This window comes from Lysinibacillus sp. FJAT-14222 (assembly GCF_001278875.1).
GTDB classification, from domain to species: domain Bacteria; phylum Bacillota; class Bacilli; order Bacillales_A; family Planococcaceae; genus Lysinibacillus; species Lysinibacillus agricola.
Genome location: NZ_LIYL01000044.1, coordinates 22122 through 42344, shown reverse-complemented (window position 1 = coordinate 42344; position 20223 = coordinate 22122). Strand labels below are relative to the sequence as shown.

The window sequence follows — 20223 nt, the reverse complement described above, 5'->3', positions numbered from 1 at the left end:
AGAAATTAATTCGTATAGTAAGTATATTTTACAAAAGAAAGGGATTCTTTAACATGGCGTATGCTAACCGCAATCAAAACTTAAATAAAATTTTGAAACACTTTGCTTTTATGTGGGTATTGACAGTTATCGGAATGTACATAGCAACATTATTACCTCCTGCAATTGTCATGCCGCTATCCATTATTACTATTGTACTTCTTATCATTGCCTGCTTTGTGCGAAGGGTGAAACTTGCTAATTCCATTATGTATACAATCCCCTTTTTAATGGGAATTTTACTATTTTGGACAACACAATTTTACATTACGGAGCTAGGGCAACAGCTTGTTTTACTTGTTTTCGTAGCGACCGTAGCCATTTTCATTGTACTAGCACTGATTGGTATGATGATGAATAAAGACATTTCCAATTGGGGAAGCTATTTATTCACTGTATTAATCGTCGTAATTGTATTTTCGCTAATATTTATGTTTTTCCCTGTTAGCAATATGGTAGGTCTGATTATAGCAGGAATTACCGTGCTATTATTTAGCCTATATACTGTGTATGACTTTAATCAAATTAGACATAATCATGTTTCAGATGCTGAGGTCGTTGGAATGGCATTAAATCTTTACTTAGATTTTATTAATTTATTTACGAATCTTTTAGAAGTAATTTGGCGTTTAAAAAATGCATTTGATTAAAAAACGTAATTGAGAACCAATATCACTTATTGTATACTATAAGAGAAGCAGCAGGTATTTACTACAAAGGGAGGAAAACTTTTATGTTATCTGAAAAACTACACACAGCACTAAATGACCAAATGAATTTTGAATTTTACTCAGCACATGCCTATATGGCAATGGCAGCATATTGCACAGATCAAGATTATGATGGCTTTGCCAACTTCTTCTTAGTACAGGCTGAAGAAGAGCGCTTCCATGCGATGAAATTTTATAATTTCCTAAGTGATATGGGCTACCGCGCAACAATCCATGGCTTTGATAGCCCAGATAATCATTTCGAGTCTATTTTACATGCCTTCAAAACAGCCCTTTCACACGAGAAAGAAGTGACTCGCCGTATTTATAATTTATCGGACATCGCTTTAGATGAACGCGAGCACGCGACAATGGCTTTCTTAAAATGGTTCATTGATGAGCAAGTGGAAGAAGAATCAACGTTCGATACATTAATCCGTAAAATTGAACGCATCGAAAATGACTCCAACGCAATCTTTATGCTTGACGCTGAATTAGCGGGTCGTACATTTACACCTGATGCCGAAGCATAAAATTTGATTTCAATAAAAAAGAATCTGTAATAAGCAGATTCTTTTTTTTCTATTTCAAAGGAATTTCAACTGTTTGAGTTCCCTCTAAAAGATTTTCATAATGTGAGAAATAGATGCGAACTGGATTGACAACTCCAATTAGGTCATATGTTTCTGTTTGTTCAATCACATATTCATCGGGTCTATAGTGACTTCCTGAATTACTGTAAACAGTTTCGCCATTTGCATCTATTGCTGTACCAAGTAAACTGATATTTTTATTTTTATAAGAAGTTGGAACATTTATTGTTACCATTTGCTTGTTAACTTGAACCTCTAAGCCTGGGAGAGGTGGTTTGGATAGTACTTTCATTTGCTTAAAATCTACATCTATAAAATCCTGACCTTTTGGCAATGCTTTTACTTTACCAATGGATAAGGTCAACTTTTTGGGTTCCCTAAAATAGTTACTTTGCATAAAGAGTGTTTCTTCTCCATCCATTAACGTCCCTGTAGATACCAAACCATTACTGATTGTCGTCCACTCTTCCCCCTTTTCATCCAATAGACGAATATCATCAAATCCTAAAATGCGCATATCATTATGTGGATCAAGAGCGATTGTAATTCCTGTACGAAGTGGAGAAATGGAGACGGACTTGACGGTAATATGCTGACCTTCAAAGCTTAGTTTTTCATTCAATTGATAGGTTTTCGTTTTCGCAATCGACTTTTTAAGTGAAAATGGCATCGTAAATTCTGTTTGTTTTTCATCAGCAAATTGCAGATATAACTCAAATTCGGCATTGTCGTAATTTATAGGATCCTTAAATATAGCCTCAAGATTTTCTTCAATCAAAGATGTTTCCTTCGCACGATACCAGCTGTAACTTATTCCAGCAGGTAATACTTCTCCATTTAGACGGAGCTCTATTTCCTTGATTTCTAAATCCCGAACATCAAACGGTGCAGAAAATGTATAAGGTAAAATCATACCTGTTTCATCTGCAATAACTCCTTGAAGTGTAAATGATAATCCATTTTTCGTTTGGGACAATCCTAGTTCCTCGTAATAGTTATTATGGAGTATATCTTTGACACCTTTATCGTCCGTGATCATCTGAACAAGAGGAGCAAAACCTGGGATTTTTGCGATGGCACTAGCTAAAGCTGGAGATATACGAATCGACATTACAAATATCAACAGTAATGCACAAGTAACAGCAATACCTTTCCATGTACGTTGTCGATTTCGCTTTTCTTTTCGGAAGTGCATGACACTTTTTATGCGCGACTCCTCTAATTGCTCATGCGGAATGTCAATTTGCTCCAGCTCTTTGACAAATGTATCATAGTCATGCTTTTCTACCTGTTTCATCTATATCTCCCCCTTCATAAAATATAGTTTTAGCTTTTTCAAGGCCGCATGTAATCTCGACTTCACTGTTCCTTCTGGAATATTTTGCAGTGCAGCAATATCTTGATTTTTATAGTCTTGAAAATATTTTAGAAAAATAAGCTCTTGCTGCTCCCTTGGAAGCCTTGTAATGATATCTGTCAATTCAAAACGCTCGTGATTCAATGCAGTATCACCGATTTCTATGTCTTCCTGTAAATCCAGACGCATGCTTTTTTCCCGCATGTCATGACAAATATTGAGTAAAATTCGGACAAGCCACGTACCAAAATAAGCGGGTTCTTTTACGGTATGTATCTTTTTTAAGCAGCGGTATGTTGCTTCTTGCACCGCTTCAATGGCATCATGTTCATTTTTTAAATACGCATAAGCCGTCCGATACATAGTATTTTCGTATATTTGTAGCACTTGTAAAAATGCTGTTTCATCACCAGCCATCGCACGTTTTACTAGCGTTACTTCATTCAAAAAGCTCACCTCTTTCCTTACTCATCTATCTATTAGACAGCAAGGAGGATCATTTCGTTCAATAATTATTATAATTGCAGAAGGATTCATGCCAAAATAAATGTCCTAAAAGGAAAATTACACTTTTAGGACATTGTTTTTTTATTATTATTCTTTATTGTATTGTATATCTAATTTTTTAGGGATTTCTGGTATATCATTTGATTTTACATCTGTTTCTGTTAATGCTAAAGGATGTAACAGATATTTTTCTTCAACCTCAAAAGGAATGGCTTTGTTGTCCATTTTATTATTCATTTGGCTACGAGCAAGTAAACCATTGTTCGATAAATCGATGTTCAATATGCTGTCGATCGTTTCTTTAAGCATTTCTATATCTTTCTCTTTAAGAGGCATTTTGTCATCCAATAAAAACGGTTGGATACTTTCTTTTATGTATCCTTGTGCTTCGATTAAACATGAAAACTCATTTAATTTTGCTGCATATAATTTTAATTGGCGCTTTTCTTTTTCACGCTGATCATTGAGCTCTCGAACCTTCTCTTCAATGCGAGTTAAGCGTATTTTCGCTAACTCTGTGAGATGGCTTTGAATCGAATGAATATACTGTAGCATTTCTACTTCCGCTTCTTGCACTTTCTCAAATTGTGCAATACATAGTATTTGCTGCTCATTTAACTTATTGACACGTTCCTTGAAAAATTCATTTTGTGTATGGTGACCAAAAATTGCTTTCATTAGCCCTTTACCATGAATTTTTTTATGTTGTGCGTCCAATCGTTCATATTCACGTATATATTCACTATGCATATTTCGATATTCACGTAACATTTGCTGATAGCTGATCGCCTTTTCAGTAAAACTTTCTACGATTTCATCTTGTAAATAATCATTTTGCTCTATTGTTTGCAATAGTTGATACAGCGTTTGAACTTTTTTAAATACATTAGCCACCTGTTCATACTCTTGCTCATATTCAGTTACAATTGCTAAATCCCGTTGATAGCGTGAAAACTCATATTGCGTGTCGACAGCATATTTTTCAATGTTCTCAACAGCAGATTGGAATGGGTCACGTTGTGGAATAATCGTTAATTCGAAGCGGAATCGTTCTAGCCATTGCAAGAAGCGAATTAAAATGGCGTACGTTTTCTTATCACTATTTTCAGCAACTCGATGAATTTCTGTAATTAAATGCTCATACTGACTTTTTTGCCAAAGCTCATCATTGTTAGTCTGCTTAGCTTCAAGTGCTTCTGTTGCAGAGATAGCGACAAAATCACTTATTAAATGTCCAATTCGTTCCCTCTCAGTATTGATATACGTCTCTGTATTTTCATTTGAATCAATGGCATTGATGACACAAAGAGGTTCTACACCTTTGTTTTTTAACGTTTCCATCAATAATATTTCTGGATGAATAGCCATTGAACCTGAGCGTAATACCCAAAAGATTTCGTCAACACGGTTCATCAATGATTCTGGGAAGTAGGCCATTTCTCCTCCCCCAGCTTCCAATGAAACTGAATCAATGATTGTAACTGACTTTAATAAATCATTTTTCAAATATACTTCCAAGTAATCTAAATGTTCGCGTAGTATTTGAGATGCAAAAGTATCGCCCGTTGTTAATAATTCTAGCTTAGTCATATCGAATATCGCTACAACGCCATCTAAAAAATACGCCTTTATTTCTTCATGATCACCATATCGCAAGAATGTATTTACCCCTGTCGGATGCTGATCACTAATAGGCAAAACTTGACGACCTAAAAGTCCATTAACAAGGGTTGTTTTTCCAACACGTTCTTTCCCAACAATAAGAATCATCGTTTCGTTGTTAGCATCTTGAATGATACGATTTAAGTGTTTAGCTGTATCTTTTACATATGTATTTTGTCCAATAATGCCATGCAATTGTCGTAAATAATCAACAAGCTGTGGCAAAATATTATTCGCTGAGGCTGTATATTCGATTGGCACATTATCAATATTTGTCATCCCCAAAACCTCTTTTCGTATGTATCTAAAGTTATTATAAATGAAAATATTCCCTTATTAATACATAGTACTAAAAAATAACGACAAATAAGGATAAAATACTTACTTTCAGTTGTCACAAATAGGCAATCATTCTTATTCTAAAATACCTTCCATCTCAGATATTATTCCCCACTCAGACTAAAAGAAATATTCTCTATTAAAATTTATTAACAATTGATAGAAAATTATCTTGCTCTTTCTTATTAATTTTTATTCTCCAACCCCAGCCATGCGTCCGTAAACCGATCCAAGTGTTGGCATTCCACCTTGTGCACTGAATTTCTCCACTGATAAAGAAGCTGCAATATTTGCAAAATACACTGCCTGATCCAAAGATTGCCCTTCTATTAATGCAAAAGCGAGTGCACCGTTAAACGTATCGCCTGCACCTGTTGTATCTACTACTTTCGTCATATAGCCTGGAACATGAATAGGATATTCACCATCAAAGTAACGTGCTCCATCACTACCTAGCGTAATAATCATCTTATTAGGATATTTTTCTAATACTTGATCAAAATCATCTCCAAAAATTTCTGCACACTCTGTTTCATTTGGCGTGATATATGTGATATCCTCCATCCATTGCACATCAAAATTAGTCGCTGGTGCTGGATTTAATAACACAGGTACATTCGCCTCTTTACATAGTTTTATTGCATAAGCAGTCGTTTCAGTTGGGATTTCTAGCTGCATAATTACCATCTGACTTTTCTGAATGATTTCCTTCGCGGCCTCTATATGTGCAGGCTTTAATTCATAATTAGCCCCTGGTACTACTATGATACGGTTATCGTTATTGTAGATTAGAATATTAGCAATTCCAGTAGGTACCGATGTGCTCGTAATCGCTCCGGTTTGAATATGCTCTTGCTGTAAAACAGTACGCAATGTTTCACCAAAACTATCTGAGCCCACACAGCCAATCATTGCGACTTCACTTCCAAGACGTGCAGCAGCAACTGCCTGATTGGCTCCTTTTCCTCCTGGAATTGTTTGAAATTCTTTACCAAGGATAGTTTCTCCCTGCTTTGGAAAAACTCCCATTTGTACAGCTAAATCCATATTTATGCTACCTATAACTGTAATCATCTTTTTACCTACTTTCCTTCTTATTTTTCCATTCTAACCGAGAAAACTGTGGAAAGACAGAATCATTTACATTTGATTATTATGCATGAAGTCAAGGAACTACACTATCAAACTTGTTGCATGATGCGTAGCTCATATGGCTACAATCAGAGTGTAGCCCCTTTATAGTTTTCCTAATAAACCTTTCCTTGCCTCTAATTTAATTTTACTATCACAATCTTCACAGGAAAATTTCCCTTTCATATTTTGTTTATACAGTTTATATTTTCTTGTTCCTTCTACAACTTCAAATGTTTTCTTACAAAAAATACAACGAGCCGAATAGCTAATCATAAAGCTTCCTCCTTTAACTCTTTGTGAATTTTTTTGGAATATAGTACAAAATATAATGCTACTGCAAATAAAATACTTATAATACCGAAAATAATTGCAGTCATTTGAAGCGTAAACAATTCTGCAAACAGACCTAAAAATAAAGTAAAAGTAATTTGCATAATATTTTGAAAAATATTTGAAATACCGCCGAATCTCCCCATCATTTCGGGCGGTACACTTTGCTGATAAAATGTTTCATAACCAGTATTACTAAATGCCATAAAAAAGCCTAGAAAAACAAAACTTACAAATGCCCATATACTTGATGTCGAAGCATAAAAGGCAGTATAAAACAGCATTGTTAAGAACAATCCAAAAGCCATATAAGATCGAGTGGACCATTTTTTGGCGAAGCTTGCGGCAACCATTCCACCTAAAATTGCTCCTGCTCCTGCAGTACTCATAAATGCTCCATATAAGCTATCGGATAAAGCTAAATCTTGTTTTATAAATGTTGCTTCTTGAGAATCAAGCGCAAATGCAATCATTAACGCACATTGGAACAATAGATAAATCGTTATAAATAATGGATTTTGTCGGATGAAAGCTACTACAGTTAGATAATCACTTTTTAACGTTTGCCAAGTTAAACGTTGTCGCGAACTTTCCCTCACATCATCTACATCAGGTAATAAGTAAATGATTATTGCACAAACAAAAAATGTAAAGCTATTGAACCAAATCGTCACTGTAGTATTAAATAGCATGATGAGTAGACCTGCTAGTGCTGGACCTACTAAAAACGAACCTGAATTGAATGTACCAAGTATTGCGTTGAATCGTTGTCTATCTTCTGAGGGAACAAATTTTGTAATATAATATGTACTACTAGGTCCGAAGAAGCTACTCGCTATATTCGCTAAAAATAATAGAGCATAGATTAGCCAAATAGATTCCATAAACGGCATACAAAAAACGATAATACCTCGTATAATATCAGATGTAATCATCAACTTGCGTTTATTCATACGATCAATGAAGGAGCCTGCTACCAAGTTTGTTAAAACTCTTGCTATAGGCCCGACAATAAAGATCCCAGCCATTGCTGCAGGCGACTGTGTTAAATGCCATACAAATAAATTAAGCGCTACAAGGTAAATCCAGTTTCCTAAATTGGAAAAGCCTAAACCCCCAATTAACAAACTGTATTTTCGAATGATTTTCATTATAGCTTCCCCCTTCAACTCATTATTGTTCGAACCTTTTCACTTGCCACAAATGCTTTTTCATAACAATTGCTTGCTTGTTTATACACAAGAAGAGCTTTATAAAGCTCAGCAAATAATGGTGCATAAAATAAAGTTAAAGAGTAATATTTTTGTTGTTCAAAATAACATAATGTTCTTTCTTCTAACACTTTTAATGACGACAATTCAATCTTCTCATTGGAGATAAAACAAAGTATTTCAAATTGATATTCTTCGTGCTTCTTTTGAAACGATAAATTTTTATAGCTTTCAATCATTTGTTCCATCTTTTCAAAGTTTCTATAACGATATAAAGTTCGAATATAATTAATAACTGTGAGTGATTGACATTCAAAGGTTAATGCTCTTTCATAATTCTCAATGGCTTGTTCATATAATTCCTGACATTCATAGCAATGCCCTAAATTATTATAAATAGAACTCATTTGAGTAGGTGTTTGTAAATCCACCACATGTTCAACTAAGTCCAAGCTCGCTTCATATTCTTTAATCGATTTTTCAAATTGAAATAACGAATTGAAAATAACCGCTTTCATTAAATACAAATTCAATTGAAATAACGGTGCGTAATGATGAGTAAATACACTACTCGCTGCTTCAACATAATTTAACGCCTCCTGATTTTGATATACTCGGTTATAAGCAAACGCTAAATTATATAGACAATAAGCATACTCGAAATTTTTTCCATTCTTATAATAATGCTCCATGTCAAACTGATGATTCATGTCAATTAGTTCTACATATTGTTCCGTTAGTAAATAATAATTAATGATGGTCAAAATGTACATTTGCGCGATACGATTGGATTCCCATTGAATAAATGGTTTAATTTTTTTTAAAAGCTTTTCGGCTTCCATTATTTTGTTTTCAAAAAGTAAGTAACGACAATGAACAATTTCATATTTAAGTTGTATTTCATCTATATAATCCGTTTTAGGATATTCAATAATTTTTTGACATTCCTTTGAAGTTAATGAACGATGACTAATAATTTTCTCCCAAATCATCTCCAATTGTTCATTTAATTGTTCTTGGCCCTCTATATGTTGCTGTAAATCTATCTTTAATCGTTGTAGCAACAATTGATAAATTGCTTTATCGGCAATCACAAGACCGTTTTCAATTCGGCTCAAATACGAAGATGTACAAATTCCAATGGCCAGATCATCTTGTTTAATCTTCTGTTTTTTTCGGTGATGTTTAATTAACTGACCAAGATTTCTAGAAAAGATTTCATTCATTATCCCCACCTCTAATAATATATTATCAAAATTTTGCATCAATTTATTGTGTATTTTTACAAAAAATACACAATTGAATAACTAAAATTTAAAATCACATACACAAGAAAACCTTATTATTATCGGTACCATGTGAAACTGGTAAGGACTTAGGAATTTACCAATCCAGGAATTCTTCTCTTCCACTTGTGCATTTTACATTTCTACCTGAGCATTGCTCCCTTCAGTTTCAGTGTGATTCGTTTTTTATGAAAGAACATCCGACAAGCGCTGGAGAGTCGGAGGCTTTGGGCCAACCGTTGTTTTTTGCTTTCGCTACATAAGACATTTGTAGCTGACGCTTTGCTTTCGCTACATAAGACATTTGCTGAATGAAAATAAAAAAACTGAAGACAACAAATTTTGTCTTCAGTCTAAAGAAGTCGCTTGATCTATTAAAATGCAATACGTTTTTCTTCGTAAGCAGCGATTTGTTCTTCGTATTTAATTGTTAGAGCAATTTCATCCAAACCATTTAGTAATGTTTCTTTATAGTAAGGATCGATGCTAAAATTATATACTGCATCATCTTCACCCGTTACTGTTTGTGCTTCAAGATTAACTTCCATCGCGTATGGTTTTTCTAAGCCCTTTTCTAAAATTTCATCACATTCTGCTTCAGTTAGCTTGATAGGTAAAATCCCATTTTTGAAGCAGTTATTATGGAAAATATCTGCAAACGATGGTGCAATCACTACATTGAAGCCGTAATCTAAGATTGCCCATGGTGCATGTTCACGAGAAGAACCACAGCCGAAGTTATCTTGTGCTACTAAAATTTTGGAGTCTTTAAATTCAGGTTTATTTAATACAAAGTCCTTTATTTCATTGCCCTCTGCATCGAAGCGCCAATGGTAAAATAAATACTGACCAAAACCTGTACGCTCAATACGCTTTAAAAACTCTTTAGAAATAATTTGGTCTGTATCAACATTTTTACGATCAAGTGGTGTTATGACACTATTTACAATATTAATTGGTTCCATTTTCAATCATCCCTTCCGTGTAAGTGGAAATTACACAGTTTCCTTTACGAATTCACGAACATCCACAAAGTGACCAGCAATTGCTGCTGCTGCTGCCATTGGCGGTGATACTAAGTGTGTACGAGAACCAGCTCCTTGACGTCCTTCAAAGTTACGGTTTGATGTTGATGCACAGCGTTCGCCCGTTGGTACTACATCATCATTCATTGCTAGACACATTGAGCAACCTGTCTCACGCCATTCAAAGCCAGCATCTGTAAAGATTTTATCTAATCCTTCTGCTTCTGCTTGTTTTTTCGTCGAATAGGAGCCTGGCACAACGATAGCTATTACATTTTCATGTACCTTACGCCCTTCAATGACATTTGCAGCTGCACGTAAATCACTGATGCGTGAATTTGTGCAGGAACCGATAAATACGTGTTGGATATCGATTGAAGTTAATGGTTGACCTTCCTCTAAGCCCATGTAGGCAAGTGCTGTACGAAGAGCAGTTTTATCTGACTCATCCTCATAATCTGCCTGTGTTGGAACATTACTTGAGACACCTGAACCCATTGACGGATTTGTTCCCCAAGTGATGATTGGTTCAATTTCTTCTGCTTGAATGATTCGAACTGTATCATATGTTGCATCTTCATCGGATGCCAAGCTTAACCAATAATCTGCTGCTTCCTCAAACTTTTTTCCTTGTGGTGCATGTTTGCGTCCACGGATATAGTCAACAGTCGTTTGGTCAGGAGAAATAAGTCCTGCCTTTGCACCTGCTTCGATAGACATGTTACAAATTGTCATCCGTTCTTCCATAGAAAGTTTGTGGATAGCTTCTCCAGTGAATTCCACAATATGTCCTGTGCCGACACCAATACCGAATTTAGAAATAATCGCTAGAATAATATCTTTTGCAGCTACACCTACAGGTAGCTCACCCTCTACACGAATTTCCATTGTTTTTGGCTTATTTTGCCATAAAGTCTGAGTTGACAATACATGTTCTACCTCAGATGTACCAATACCGAAGGCAATCGCTCCAAACGCACCATGTGTAGACGTATGGGAGTCACCACAGACAATCGTTTTACCAGGTTGAGTTAAACCTAGCTCTGGTCCAATTACGTGAACAATCCCTTGGTCAGGATGCCCCATTCCTGCAAGCTCAACGCCAAATTCTTCAGCATTTTTAGCCAACGTTTCGATTTGGTTACGTGCAATTGGATCATGAATCGTTGGTAGATTTTTTGTAGGCACGTTATGATCCATTGTCGCAAAGCTTAAATCTGGACGACGCACTTTACGTCCATTCATTCGTAGACCTTCGAAGGCTTGTGGAGAAGTTACTTCATGAATTAAATGGAGATCAATATATAACAGGTCCGGTTTGCCCTCTTCCTGATAAACAATATGTTTACCCCAAATCTTTTCAATTATATTTTTGCCCATTGTCTTCACCTATTTCTTAAATGTATGTTGTCATAATGCTTTCTGAAACAAAGCTTGTATCAATCTCGTTAATTACTTTATCTGTCCATTCATTCGTCGAAAGTATACGACCGCCATCACGTGAAAGATCTGCTGTGAAATAGCCATCATCAAATACTGCACTTACAGCACGTTCGATTTCTGCAGCCTCTTCTTTTAAGCCAAATGAATATTGTAGCATCATGGCCACTGAAAGAATTGTTGCGGCTGGATTTGCAACACCTTGGCCTGCAATTTCTGGAGCTGAGCCATGTACTGGTTCATATAGACCGAAATTATCTCCGCGAATAGATGCAGATGGAAGTACGCCTAAAGAGCCTGTAATAACAGATGCTTCATCACTTAAAATATCCCCAAACATATTTTCAGTAACTACCACATCATAATGACTAGGATTTGTAATTAATTTCATCGCAACTGAGTCTACTAAATTGTGCTCCACTTGCACATCTGGATACTCTTTTTTCTTCGCTTCTACAACTTCGCGCCATAAACGACTTGTTTCAAGTACATTTGCTTTATCAACAGAGCATAATTTGCCTCCACGTAAACGTGCTAATTCAAAGGCATTTTCAACAATACGTTCAACTTCCGCAGTTGAGTAAACAGTTGTATCAATCGCGCCATTCTCAGTACGCATACGTGGTTCCCCGAAGTATACGCCGCCTGTTAATTCACGTACAATCATTAAATCGACGTTTTCGGCTACTTCACGCTTTAATGGTGAAGCATCTAGTAAACTCGGGAATGCCTTTACCGGACGTAGATTTGCGAATAAGTCAAAATGTTTGCGAATGCGTAGCAATCCTTTTTCTGGACGTAATTCAGGTGGATTATTATCCCATTTTGGACCACCAACGGCTCCTAGTATAACTGCGTCACTATTTTCACACATCTCAATTGTTTCATCTGGTAGTGGGTTATTGTGTTGGTCGATGGCAGCGCCTCCGATTGTTGCATAACCTAAATGGAAAGTATGGTTGAATCGCTTACCAATCACCTGTAATACACGTACAGCAGAAGCAACAACCTCTGGCCCTATTCCGTCACCAGGAAGTACTGTAATTTTTTTCTCCATCGTCAAAACACCTTTCTTTGTATAGCGTTGAATCCGCTATTTTAGTAAAGACTCTCACCTCTATTAATAAGTGAGAGTCATCAATTACGTTGTCGCGTAATTGGAATATCTAAAAAATGTCATAGTATAATTGCGTCTGGAATATGAAGTATGCATACAATTCATTCCACTATAATCTGTGACACTACTATAGAGCCTTAATTAACTCACAGGTTGTGCACGAAGGCTTACTTGAATTAAATGACGGTTAATGGCATTTAAATAAGCTTTGGCCGATGCTTCTAAAACATCCTGTGATGAGTTGCGTCCAGTTGTCGATACGTCATCATATCGGATATTAATCACGGCTTCACCTAGTGCATCGCGTCCCTTACCGACAGACTTAACGCGGTAATCAATCACATGAATATCTCCTTGTACAAGTTGCTCAAGCGTATTGAAAATGGCTTCCACCGAGCCTGAACCTGTTGCAACAACTGTCTTCTCTAGGCCCTCTGGCGTTAAAACAATCGCTGTTGCTGTCGGTATATTTTCTGTACCATATTGCACCTGTACCGTCTTTAGTTCGTAGAGTGGAACGTCTTCTATTTGAACTTGTTGTTCTGTAAGAAGAGTTAGTAAATCTTCTTCTGTAATTTCTTTTTTACGGTCAGCCAATTTTTTAAATTCAGTAAATGCTTTGTTTAGTTTTTCATCCGAAAGGTTGAAGCCCAGTGTTTCTGCTCGATCACGGAATGCTGCCCGACCTGAGTGTTTACCAAGAACGAGCGGTACCTCACCTTCACCAATAAGGGCAGGTGAAATAATCTCATACGTTTCTGGATTTTTTAACACACCATCTTGGTGAATACCTGATTCGTGCGCAAATGCGTTTTTACCCACAATAGCTTTATTCGGTTGAATAACCACATTCGTCAATTTACTGACTAATTGAGATGTACGTTTAATTTCTTGCAAATTAATACCTGTTTCTACAGGGTAAATATCGTTACGAATATGAAGGGCTACTGCGATTTCTTCAAGCGCAACATTTCCAGCGCGCTCCCCGATACCGTTAATCGTACCCTCTACTTGTGTGGCACCATTTTCAATGGCTGCAATCGTGTTAGCAGTTGCCATACCTAAGTCATCATGACAATGTGCAGAGAATTTTACTTTTTCAGCACCTTTTACGTTTTCAAGTAGGAATTTAAACAATGCCCCATATTCTTGTGGTGATGCATACCCTACTGTGTCAGGTACATTAATGGTTGTCGCACCAGCCGCAACAACTTCATTCATAATACGCACTAAAAATTCACGGTCTGAGCGGAATGCATCTTCTGCAGACCATTGTACAAGTGGAAAGAATTTTTTCGCATATTTTACAGCTTCAACCGCTTGTTCTACCACTTGATCGGGTGATTTTTTTAGTTTGTATTCCATATGAATTGGAGAAGTTGCTAAGAAAATATGAATATGCGGCTGCTCTGCCACTTTAAGCGCTTCCCACGTTGTGTCAATATCCTTTTGTACACAGCGAGCTAAACCTGTAACGATGGAGTTTTTCACTGTATCTGCAATGCGATTTACCGCATCGAAGTCACCAGGTGACGAAGCAGGAAAACCTGCTTCAATAATTGTCACCCCTAGGCGCTCTAGTTGCTTAGCGATTTCAATTTTCTCTGCTGTGTTTAGATTAATACCAGCAGATTGTTCGCCGTCGCGAAGTGTTGTATCGAAAATATCAATTTTTCGCACTTGTAGCCACTTCTCTCACAACTTTTTCTTTACCTTCATTGATGAATGGCATCATAGCACGTAATTTAGCACCAACTTCTTCGATTTGGTGATTTGCACCAGCTTCTTTGAATTTTGTATAGTCTGGACGACCGTTTTCATTTTCTTGAATCCAACGACGAGCGAATGTACCATCTTGGATATCCGTTAATACATCTTTCATACGAGCTTTTACAGAGTCGTCGATAATGCGTGGTCCTGCAACATAGTCACCCCACTCAGCTGTATCTGATACTGAGTAACGCATTGTTGCCATACCACCTTCAAACATTAGGTCAACAATTAATTTTAATTCGTGAAGCGTTTCAAAGTACGCTAATTCTGGTTGGTAACCAGCTTCTACTAATGTTTCGAAACCTGCTTTTACTAATTGTGTAGCACCACCGCAAAGTACTGCTTGCTCACCGAATAAATCAGTCTCAGTTTCTTCTTTGAATGTTGTTTCAAGTAGACCGCCTCGAGCTGCACCGATTCCTTTACCGTATGCAAGAGCTAAATCTTTTGCTTGACCAGTTGCATCTTGATGAATTGCGAATAAGCCTGGTACACCAGCACCTTCTTGGAATTGACGACGAACTAAGTGTCCTGGACCTTTTGGTGCAACTAAGAATACGTCAACATCTGCTGGGGGTGTAATTTGTCCGAAATGAATGTTAAAGCCGTGTGCAAACATAAGTGCTTTACCTGCTTCAAGATGTGGAGCGATTTCAGCCTCATATACAGCTTTTTGGCGCTCATCTGGAAGTAAAATTTGGATAACATCTGCTTCTTGTGCTGCTTCAGCAACAGTTTTTACATCTAATCCATCCGCTTTTGCTGCATCGAAAGATCCGCCTGGACGAACTCCTACTACTACATCGAATCCTGATTCTTTAAGGTTTAATGCATGTGCGTGACCTTGTGAGCCATAACCGATGATTGCGATTTTTTTCCCTTTTAATACTTCCTCGTTGATGTTTTGATCATAGTACATTGTAGCCATTGTTTGTTTCCTCCTAAATTTGGGTTTGTTTTTTTTCACTTCGGATGCACGTAAACCGACTAAGGGCTATGTATCCAAAGCTTTCAATTTTTTATATGCAAACTATTTTAAAATAGAGAGCTGCGGATTTGAGATTTTTTGTGTATCACGAACAGATGCAGTAGCCCCTGTACGCGTTAATTCTTTAATACCATAAGGTCGAATTAGTTCAATAAAGGCATCAATCTTTTCTGGATGTCCTACTACTTGATAGGTGACAACGTTTTTCGCTGTATCAATTATTTGTGGACGGAATGGTTCGACAATTGAATTCATTTCCAGTCGTAAATTTGGTGGTGAAATTACCTTCACAAGCGCTAACTCGCGTAGCACGATTGATTTGTCTGTAATGTCATTGACCTTTAGCACATCAATTTGCTTTGATAATTGCTTCACTAGCTGTTCAATTTTACGCTCATCCTCAACGTTCACAACAAAAGTCATTTTCGAAAAGTTTGGCTGTTCAGTATGACCAACTGTGATTGATTCAATATTGAATTGACGCTTCATAAGTAAACCTGTTACACGGTTTAAGACACCGCTCTGGTTAATCACTGTTATTGTAATTACTCGTTTCAATTCTTTTTCACCCCAATCATTTCATGTAAGCCTTTGCCTGGTGCTACCATTGGGTACACACATTCAAGCTGTTTAACACGACAATCAATTAACACTGGCTCATCAGAAAGTAGTGCCTCACGGAAAATACTTTCCGCTTCATCGATTGTGTTAATTCGGTAGCCCTTCAGATCATATGCATCAGCTAATTTAACAAAATCTGGTTGGATCGGCATTAATGAAGATGAATAACGCTCCTCATAGAATGTTTCTTGCCATTGGCGTACCATTCCTAGACAGCTGTTATTTAAAATCACTATTTTTACCGGTAAGTTGAATTCTTGTAGTATAGAAAGCTCTTGCGCAGTCATTTGGAATCCTGCATCACCTACAATGGAAACAACTTTTTTGTCTGGCTTCGCAAACTGGGCGCCAATTGCAGCCGGGAAGCCGAAGCCCATCGTACCAAGTCCACCAGACGTTACCCATCCATGATCATTGTTTAAGCGATAATATTGCGCAGCCCACATTTGATGCTGACCAACATCTGTCGTGACAATTGCGTCACCTTCTGTAATTTTATGCACAAGCTCCAATGCTTCCTGCGGTAAAATTTCTTTGTCCCCATGCTCCTTGCTGTACCATAATGGATATTCATTTATATGATTATTTAAGTATGCTAGCCATTCTGTTGTATCTGGACCCTCAAAGCCTTTTTTCAATAAAGCTTTTAATGCTTCTTTGGCATCTGCAACAATTGGAATATCTGTCGGAACATTTTTTCCAATTTCTGCTGGATCAATATCGATGTGTACGATTGTTGCATTTGGAGCAAATGTTGCTAAATTACCAGTTAAACGGTCATCAAAACGAGCACCGATATTCAATAATAAATCGGATTTTGTAATAGCTGTATTCGCTGTTACAGTTCCATGCATTCCTGCCATACCGAGGAATAATTCATGTTCTCCATGGATTGAACCAAGCCCTAATAACGTATTTGTTACTGGGATACGGTATTTTTCAGCAAATGCTGTTAATTCTTCTTTGGCATCTGCAAAGAGTACTCCAGCACCAGCTAAAATTAGTGGATTTTTGGCCAATGAAATCGCCTGAATGGCCTTTTGAATTTGTAAATAGTTCGGTTTGTATGTTGGCTGATAACCTGGTAAATATATTTCTTCAGGAGCTTGTGGTGGATTCTCTACATCAAATAACATTTGAGAAACGTTTTTCGGGAAATCCACTACAACAGGGCCCTTTCGACCAGTGCTCGCAATATGGAAAGCTTCTTTAACAATCCGCGGAATATCATTTACATCCTGCACCTGATAATTATGCTTCGTGATTGGTGTCGTAATTCCCATGATGTCCGCTTCTTGGAAAGCATCTGTACCAATCACAGATGTTGCAACTTGACCAGTGAAAACAACTAATGGAATTGAATCAATCATCGCATCAGCAATACCCGTTACAAGGTTTGTTGCTCCTGGACCACTTGTTGCAATAACAACACCTGGTTTACCAGAAACACGTGCGTAACCTTCTGCTGCATGGATTGCACCTTGTTCATGTCTTGTTAAAATATGACGTAGCGGATTTTTATACATTGCATCATAGATTGGTAGTACCGCCCCACCTGGGTAACCAAAAATAATCTCGACACCTTGATCATGCAATGCTTGCACTAAAACGTCAGCACCATCTTTCGCTTGATAGGTTTGTTCAGCTTTTACTGTTGTTGCTAATTCTTCTTTTTCATTGATAGAAACATTCGCACTCATCAAATATGCCTCCTTCTTATCATTCAATTTCACATTAGCGATGCGCATCATTGAAGTATTACAGCTAGATGTCTCCTTGTGAAGAGACTCTTGCTAGCATCGTTAAAATAATAAAAAGCCTTTTTCTCCACACGCAAAGAACTACCTTACGTAGGGATGAAAAAGACTTTCCATGGTACCACCCTTTTTTATAGCAAATAATTGCTACCTCGTGAATAAATGTAAGCATCTATGAACCAATGCGAAAAAATTCGCATCCAATACGGTGTCATAAATCATTTATTCATTAATAACGAGCACTTTCGATTATGCCCGGAGCTATCTAATGGCGAACACGCTTTTAATAGCTCGCTCCGAGGGGATGTCGGATCTAGTTGTATCGCCGGCTTCCAGCACGACCGGCTCTCTGGTAGATACAAGGTTCTAGAAACTTTAACCTCATCAACGCTTTAACTTATTAAATTTTCATAACGCCACCTGTAGAAGCGCTTGTTACTAATTTTGAATATCTTGCTAGCCATCCACGTTTGATTTTCGGTTCAAATACCGGTAGTTTTGCACGACGTTCATCTAATACCTCATCTGAAACTTCTAAATTGATCGTACGATTTGGTAGATCAATTGTGATAATGTCACCATTTTCTACTAAAGCGATTGGACCGCCTTCTGCTGCCTCTGGTGAAATATGTCCGATTGAAATACCGCGAGATGCACCTGAGAAACGACCATCCGTAATTAACGCAACCTTTGTACCAAGACCGCGACCTTGAATCGCAGACGTTGGTGCGAGCATTTCAGGCATCCCTGGGCCACCTTTAGGTCCTTCGTAGCGAATGACGACTACATGGCCCTCTTGAACTGTCCCATTATCGATATTTTCTTGTGCAGCTTCTTGTGAATCAAAGACAATTGCTTCGCCTCTGAATACTTTAATAGAAGGGTTTACAGCTCCTACTTTAATGACAGAGCCATCTGGCGCGATATTACCAAATAGCACCGATAAACCACCAACTGGGCTATAAGGATTGTCTTTCGTACGAATAACTTGATCATTTGTAATATGATAATCCTTTACAAGCTCACCCATTGTCACTCCTGCAACTGTTGGACGATCCGGGTGAATAGCACCTGGAATAGATGTTAATTCATTAATGATGGCACTAACGCCACCTGCTTTATTAATATCATCCATTGAAATATCTGAAGCAGGCATAATTTTTGCTAGATATGGAACACGCTCTGCAACTTTATTAATATCTTCAATGTTATAATCGATTTCAGCTTCATTGGCGATTGCTAATGTATGGAGGACTGTGTTTGTCGAACCACCCATCGCCATATCAAGTGCAAACGCATCATCAATAGCTTCTTTAGTAATAATGTCACGTGGCTTGATGTCTTCTTTAATCATACGGACTAATTGTTTAGCAGCTTCTTTAATAAGCTTATGTCGATCTTCAGAAGTAGCTACAATTGTGCCATTACCTGGTAAGGCTACTCCTAGCATTTCCATTAAGCAGTTCATAGAGTTTGCTGTGAACATTCCTGAACATGAACCACATGTTGGGCATGCATTGTTTTCAATATCTAACAGCTCTTCAGCTGACATGTTGCCAGATTTATGAGCCCCTACACCTTCAAATACTGAAGTTAATGAAAGTTGCTTGCCAGTAGCAGAAGTACCAGCCTCCATCGGACCACCAGATACGAAAATTGATGGTACGTTAGTTCGAACTGCTGCCATTAACATTCCCGGTGTAATTTTGTCACAGTTAGGAATGTAGAATACACCATCGAACCAGTGTGCATTAATAACAGTTTCTGCAGAGTCTGCAATAATTTCGCGGCTTGGTAAAGAATAACGCATACCAATATGCCCCATTGCAATACCATCATCTACACCGATTGTATTAAATTCGAATGGAATACCACCTGCTTCAATAATGGCTTCTTTGACAACATCAGCAAATGTACGTAAATGAACGTGACCTGGAATAATGTCGATATAAGAATTACAAACCCCAATAAATGGCTTGCCTAAATCTTTTGCTTTTACTTTGCCAGTTGCATATAAAAGACTTCGATGTGGCGCACGATCTACGCCTACTTTAATCATGTCACTTCTCATTTTAAACGCCCCTCATATATTGCTATGTTCGTTGCTATATACAAAATGTTCTGTCTATTTTGTTTTTGCGTATATGTTAATTGCCTTGAAGGCAACTAACTGCTGTAACGAACGTGTTAAATTGTTGTTATCATAGTACGAAAAAAAGGTCTCGTCAACAGTATTTTTTGAATTGTTTAAACAATTTAAATAATCCATCAAATTTGAAATCGTTTTCATGCTGATTAAGTATCACTTTTATCTCGTTTTGATAAATATTTTGA

Annotated in this window: 17 protein-coding genes; 2 read left to right on the top strand and 15 right to left on the bottom strand. The window is 37.3% G+C overall.

The genetic code is table 11. The annotated features are described in order from the left end of the window. Positions 1–53 precede the first annotated feature (53 nt). Positions 54–689: a Bax inhibitor-1 family protein gene (locus tag AN161_RS17400; RefSeq protein WP_053595602.1), complete on the top strand. Its 636-nt coding sequence runs from the start codon at positions 54–56 to the stop codon at positions 687–689. A gap of 83 nt (positions 690–772) precedes the next feature. Further along, on the top strand, positions 773–1282 hold the full coding sequence (locus AN161_RS17395) for a ferritin (protein WP_053595601.1): 510 nt from the start codon (positions 773–775) through the stop codon (positions 1280–1282). A gap of 49 nt (positions 1283–1331) precedes the next feature. Here AN161_RS17395 and AN161_RS17390 read toward each other — a convergent pair whose 3' ends face one another. From AN161_RS17390 to ilvD, 15 genes are all read right to left on the bottom strand, one after another. Beyond that, on the bottom strand, positions 1332–2639 hold the full coding sequence (locus AN161_RS17390; RefSeq protein ID WP_053595600.1) for a DUF4179 domain-containing protein: 1308 nt from the start codon (positions 2637–2639) through the stop codon (positions 1332–1334). Next, complete coding sequence (locus AN161_RS17385; protein WP_053595599.1) at positions 2640–3146, bottom strand: sigma-70 family RNA polymerase sigma factor; 507 nt, start codon at positions 3144–3146, stop codon at positions 2640–2642. 147 nt (positions 3147–3293) lie between these two features. Beyond that, positions 3294–5147 carry a dynamin family protein gene (locus AN161_RS17380; RefSeq protein WP_053595598.1) on the bottom strand — a complete coding sequence of 618 codons (1854 nt, stop codon included), beginning with the start codon at positions 5145–5147 and terminating at the stop codon, positions 3294–3296. Positions 5148–5399: 252 nt separating this feature from the next. Next, positions 5400–6281: a ribokinase gene (rbsK, locus tag AN161_RS17375; protein WP_053595597.1), complete on the bottom strand. Its 882-nt coding sequence runs from the start codon at positions 6279–6281 to the stop codon at positions 5400–5402. Between the two features lie 162 nt (positions 6282–6443). After that, positions 6444–6614: a hypothetical protein gene (locus AN161_RS30190; protein WP_198926907.1), complete on the bottom strand. Its 171-nt coding sequence runs from the start codon at positions 6612–6614 to the stop codon at positions 6444–6446. After that, a complete protein-coding gene (locus AN161_RS17370) occupies positions 6611–7822 on the bottom strand; it encodes an MFS transporter (protein WP_053595596.1) in 1212 nt (403 codons plus the stop codon). The genes AN161_RS30190 and AN161_RS17370 overlap by 4 nt, the downstream gene beginning before the upstream one ends. Before the next feature lie 14 nt (positions 7823–7836). Beyond that, positions 7837–9108, bottom strand: coding sequence for a helix-turn-helix transcriptional regulator (locus AN161_RS17365; RefSeq protein WP_053595595.1), 1272 nt, complete (start codon positions 9106–9108; stop codon positions 7837–7839). A 434-nt stretch (positions 9109–9542) separates the two neighbouring features. Continuing rightward, on the bottom strand, positions 9543–10133 hold the full coding sequence (gene leuD / locus AN161_RS17355; RefSeq protein WP_053595593.1) for a 3-isopropylmalate dehydratase small subunit: 591 nt from the start codon (positions 10131–10133) through the stop codon (positions 9543–9545). Positions 10134–10163: 30 nt separating this feature from the next. Continuing rightward, positions 10164–11573 carry a 3-isopropylmalate dehydratase large subunit gene (gene leuC / locus AN161_RS17350; RefSeq protein WP_053595592.1) on the bottom strand — a complete coding sequence of 470 codons (1410 nt, stop codon included), beginning with the start codon at positions 11571–11573 and terminating at the stop codon, positions 10164–10166. Between the two features lie 16 nt (positions 11574–11589). Beyond that, positions 11590–12690: a 3-isopropylmalate dehydrogenase gene (leuB, locus tag AN161_RS17345; protein ID WP_053595591.1), complete on the bottom strand. Its 1101-nt coding sequence runs from the start codon at positions 12688–12690 to the stop codon at positions 11590–11592. 201 nt (positions 12691–12891) lie between these two features. Continuing rightward, positions 12892–14430 carry a 2-isopropylmalate synthase gene (locus tag AN161_RS17340; RefSeq protein ID WP_053595590.1) on the bottom strand — a complete coding sequence of 513 codons (1539 nt, stop codon included), beginning with the start codon at positions 14428–14430 and terminating at the stop codon, positions 12892–12894. Beyond that, entirely contained in the window at positions 14417–15451 is a 1035-nt protein-coding gene (ilvC, locus tag AN161_RS17335; RefSeq protein ID WP_053595589.1) for a ketol-acid reductoisomerase, read from the bottom strand. Before ilvC ends, AN161_RS17340 begins: the two co-directional genes overlap by 14 nt. 102 nt (positions 15452–15553) lie before the next feature. Beyond that, entirely contained in the window at positions 15554–16069 is a 516-nt protein-coding gene (ilvN, locus tag AN161_RS17330; RefSeq protein ID WP_053595588.1) for an acetolactate synthase small subunit, read from the bottom strand. Then, on the bottom strand, positions 16066–17832 hold the full coding sequence (gene ilvB / locus AN161_RS17325) for a biosynthetic-type acetolactate synthase large subunit (RefSeq protein ID WP_053595587.1): 1767 nt from the start codon (positions 17830–17832) through the stop codon (positions 16066–16068). Before ilvB ends, ilvN begins: the two co-directional genes overlap by 4 nt. A 457-nt stretch (positions 17833–18289) precedes the next feature. Continuing rightward, positions 18290–19960, bottom strand: coding sequence for a dihydroxy-acid dehydratase (ilvD, locus tag AN161_RS17320; protein WP_053595586.1), 1671 nt, complete (start codon positions 19958–19960; stop codon positions 18290–18292). Between the last annotated feature and the right edge of the window lie 263 nt (positions 19961–20223).

What these genes read in the sequence shown, in the direction of transcription:
- AN161_RS17400 (WP_053595602.1), top strand. Translation starts at nt 54, where the DNA reads ATGGCGTATGCTAACCGCAATCAAAACTTAAATAAAATTTTGAAACAC.
- AN161_RS17395 (WP_053595601.1), top strand. Translation starts at nt 773, where the DNA reads ATGTTATCTGAAAAACTACACACAGCACTAAATGACCAAATGAATTTT.
- AN161_RS17390 (WP_053595600.1), bottom strand. Translation starts at nt 2,639, where the DNA reads ATGAAACAGGTAGAAAAGCATGACTATGATACATTTGTCAAAGAGCTG.
- AN161_RS17380 (WP_053595598.1), bottom strand. Translation starts at nt 5,147, where the DNA reads ATGACAAATATTGATAATGTGCCAATCGAATATACAGCCTCAGCGAAT.
- rbsK (WP_053595597.1), bottom strand. Translation starts at nt 6,281, where the DNA reads ATGATTACAGTTATAGGTAGCATAAATATGGATTTAGCTGTACAAATG.
- AN161_RS30190 (WP_198926907.1), bottom strand. Translation starts at nt 6,614, where the DNA reads ATGATTAGCTATTCGGCTCGTTGTATTTTTTGTAAGAAAACATTTGAA.
- AN161_RS17370 (WP_053595596.1), bottom strand. Translation starts at nt 7,822, where the DNA reads ATGAAAATCATTCGAAAATACAGTTTGTTAATTGGGGGTTTAGGCTTT.
- AN161_RS17365 (WP_053595595.1), bottom strand. Translation starts at nt 9,108, where the DNA reads ATGAATGAAATCTTTTCTAGAAATCTTGGTCAGTTAATTAAACATCAC.
- leuD (WP_053595593.1), bottom strand. Translation starts at nt 10,133, where the DNA reads ATGGAACCAATTAATATTGTAAATAGTGTCATAACACCACTTGATCGT.
- leuC (WP_053595592.1), bottom strand. Translation starts at nt 11,573, where the DNA reads ATGGGCAAAAATATAATTGAAAAGATTTGGGGTAAACATATTGTTTAT.
- leuB (WP_053595591.1), bottom strand. Translation starts at nt 12,690, where the DNA reads ATGGAGAAAAAAATTACAGTACTTCCTGGTGACGGAATAGGGCCAGAG.
- ilvC (WP_053595589.1), bottom strand. Translation starts at nt 15,451, where the DNA reads ATGGCTACAATGTACTATGATCAAAACATCAACGAGGAAGTATTAAAA.
- ilvB (WP_053595587.1), bottom strand. Translation starts at nt 17,832, where the DNA reads ATGAGTGCGAATGTTTCTATCAATGAAAAAGAAGAATTAGCAACAACA.
- ilvD (WP_053595586.1), bottom strand. Translation starts at nt 19,960, where the DNA reads ATGAGAAGTGACATGATTAAAGTAGGCGTAGATCGTGCGCCACATCGA.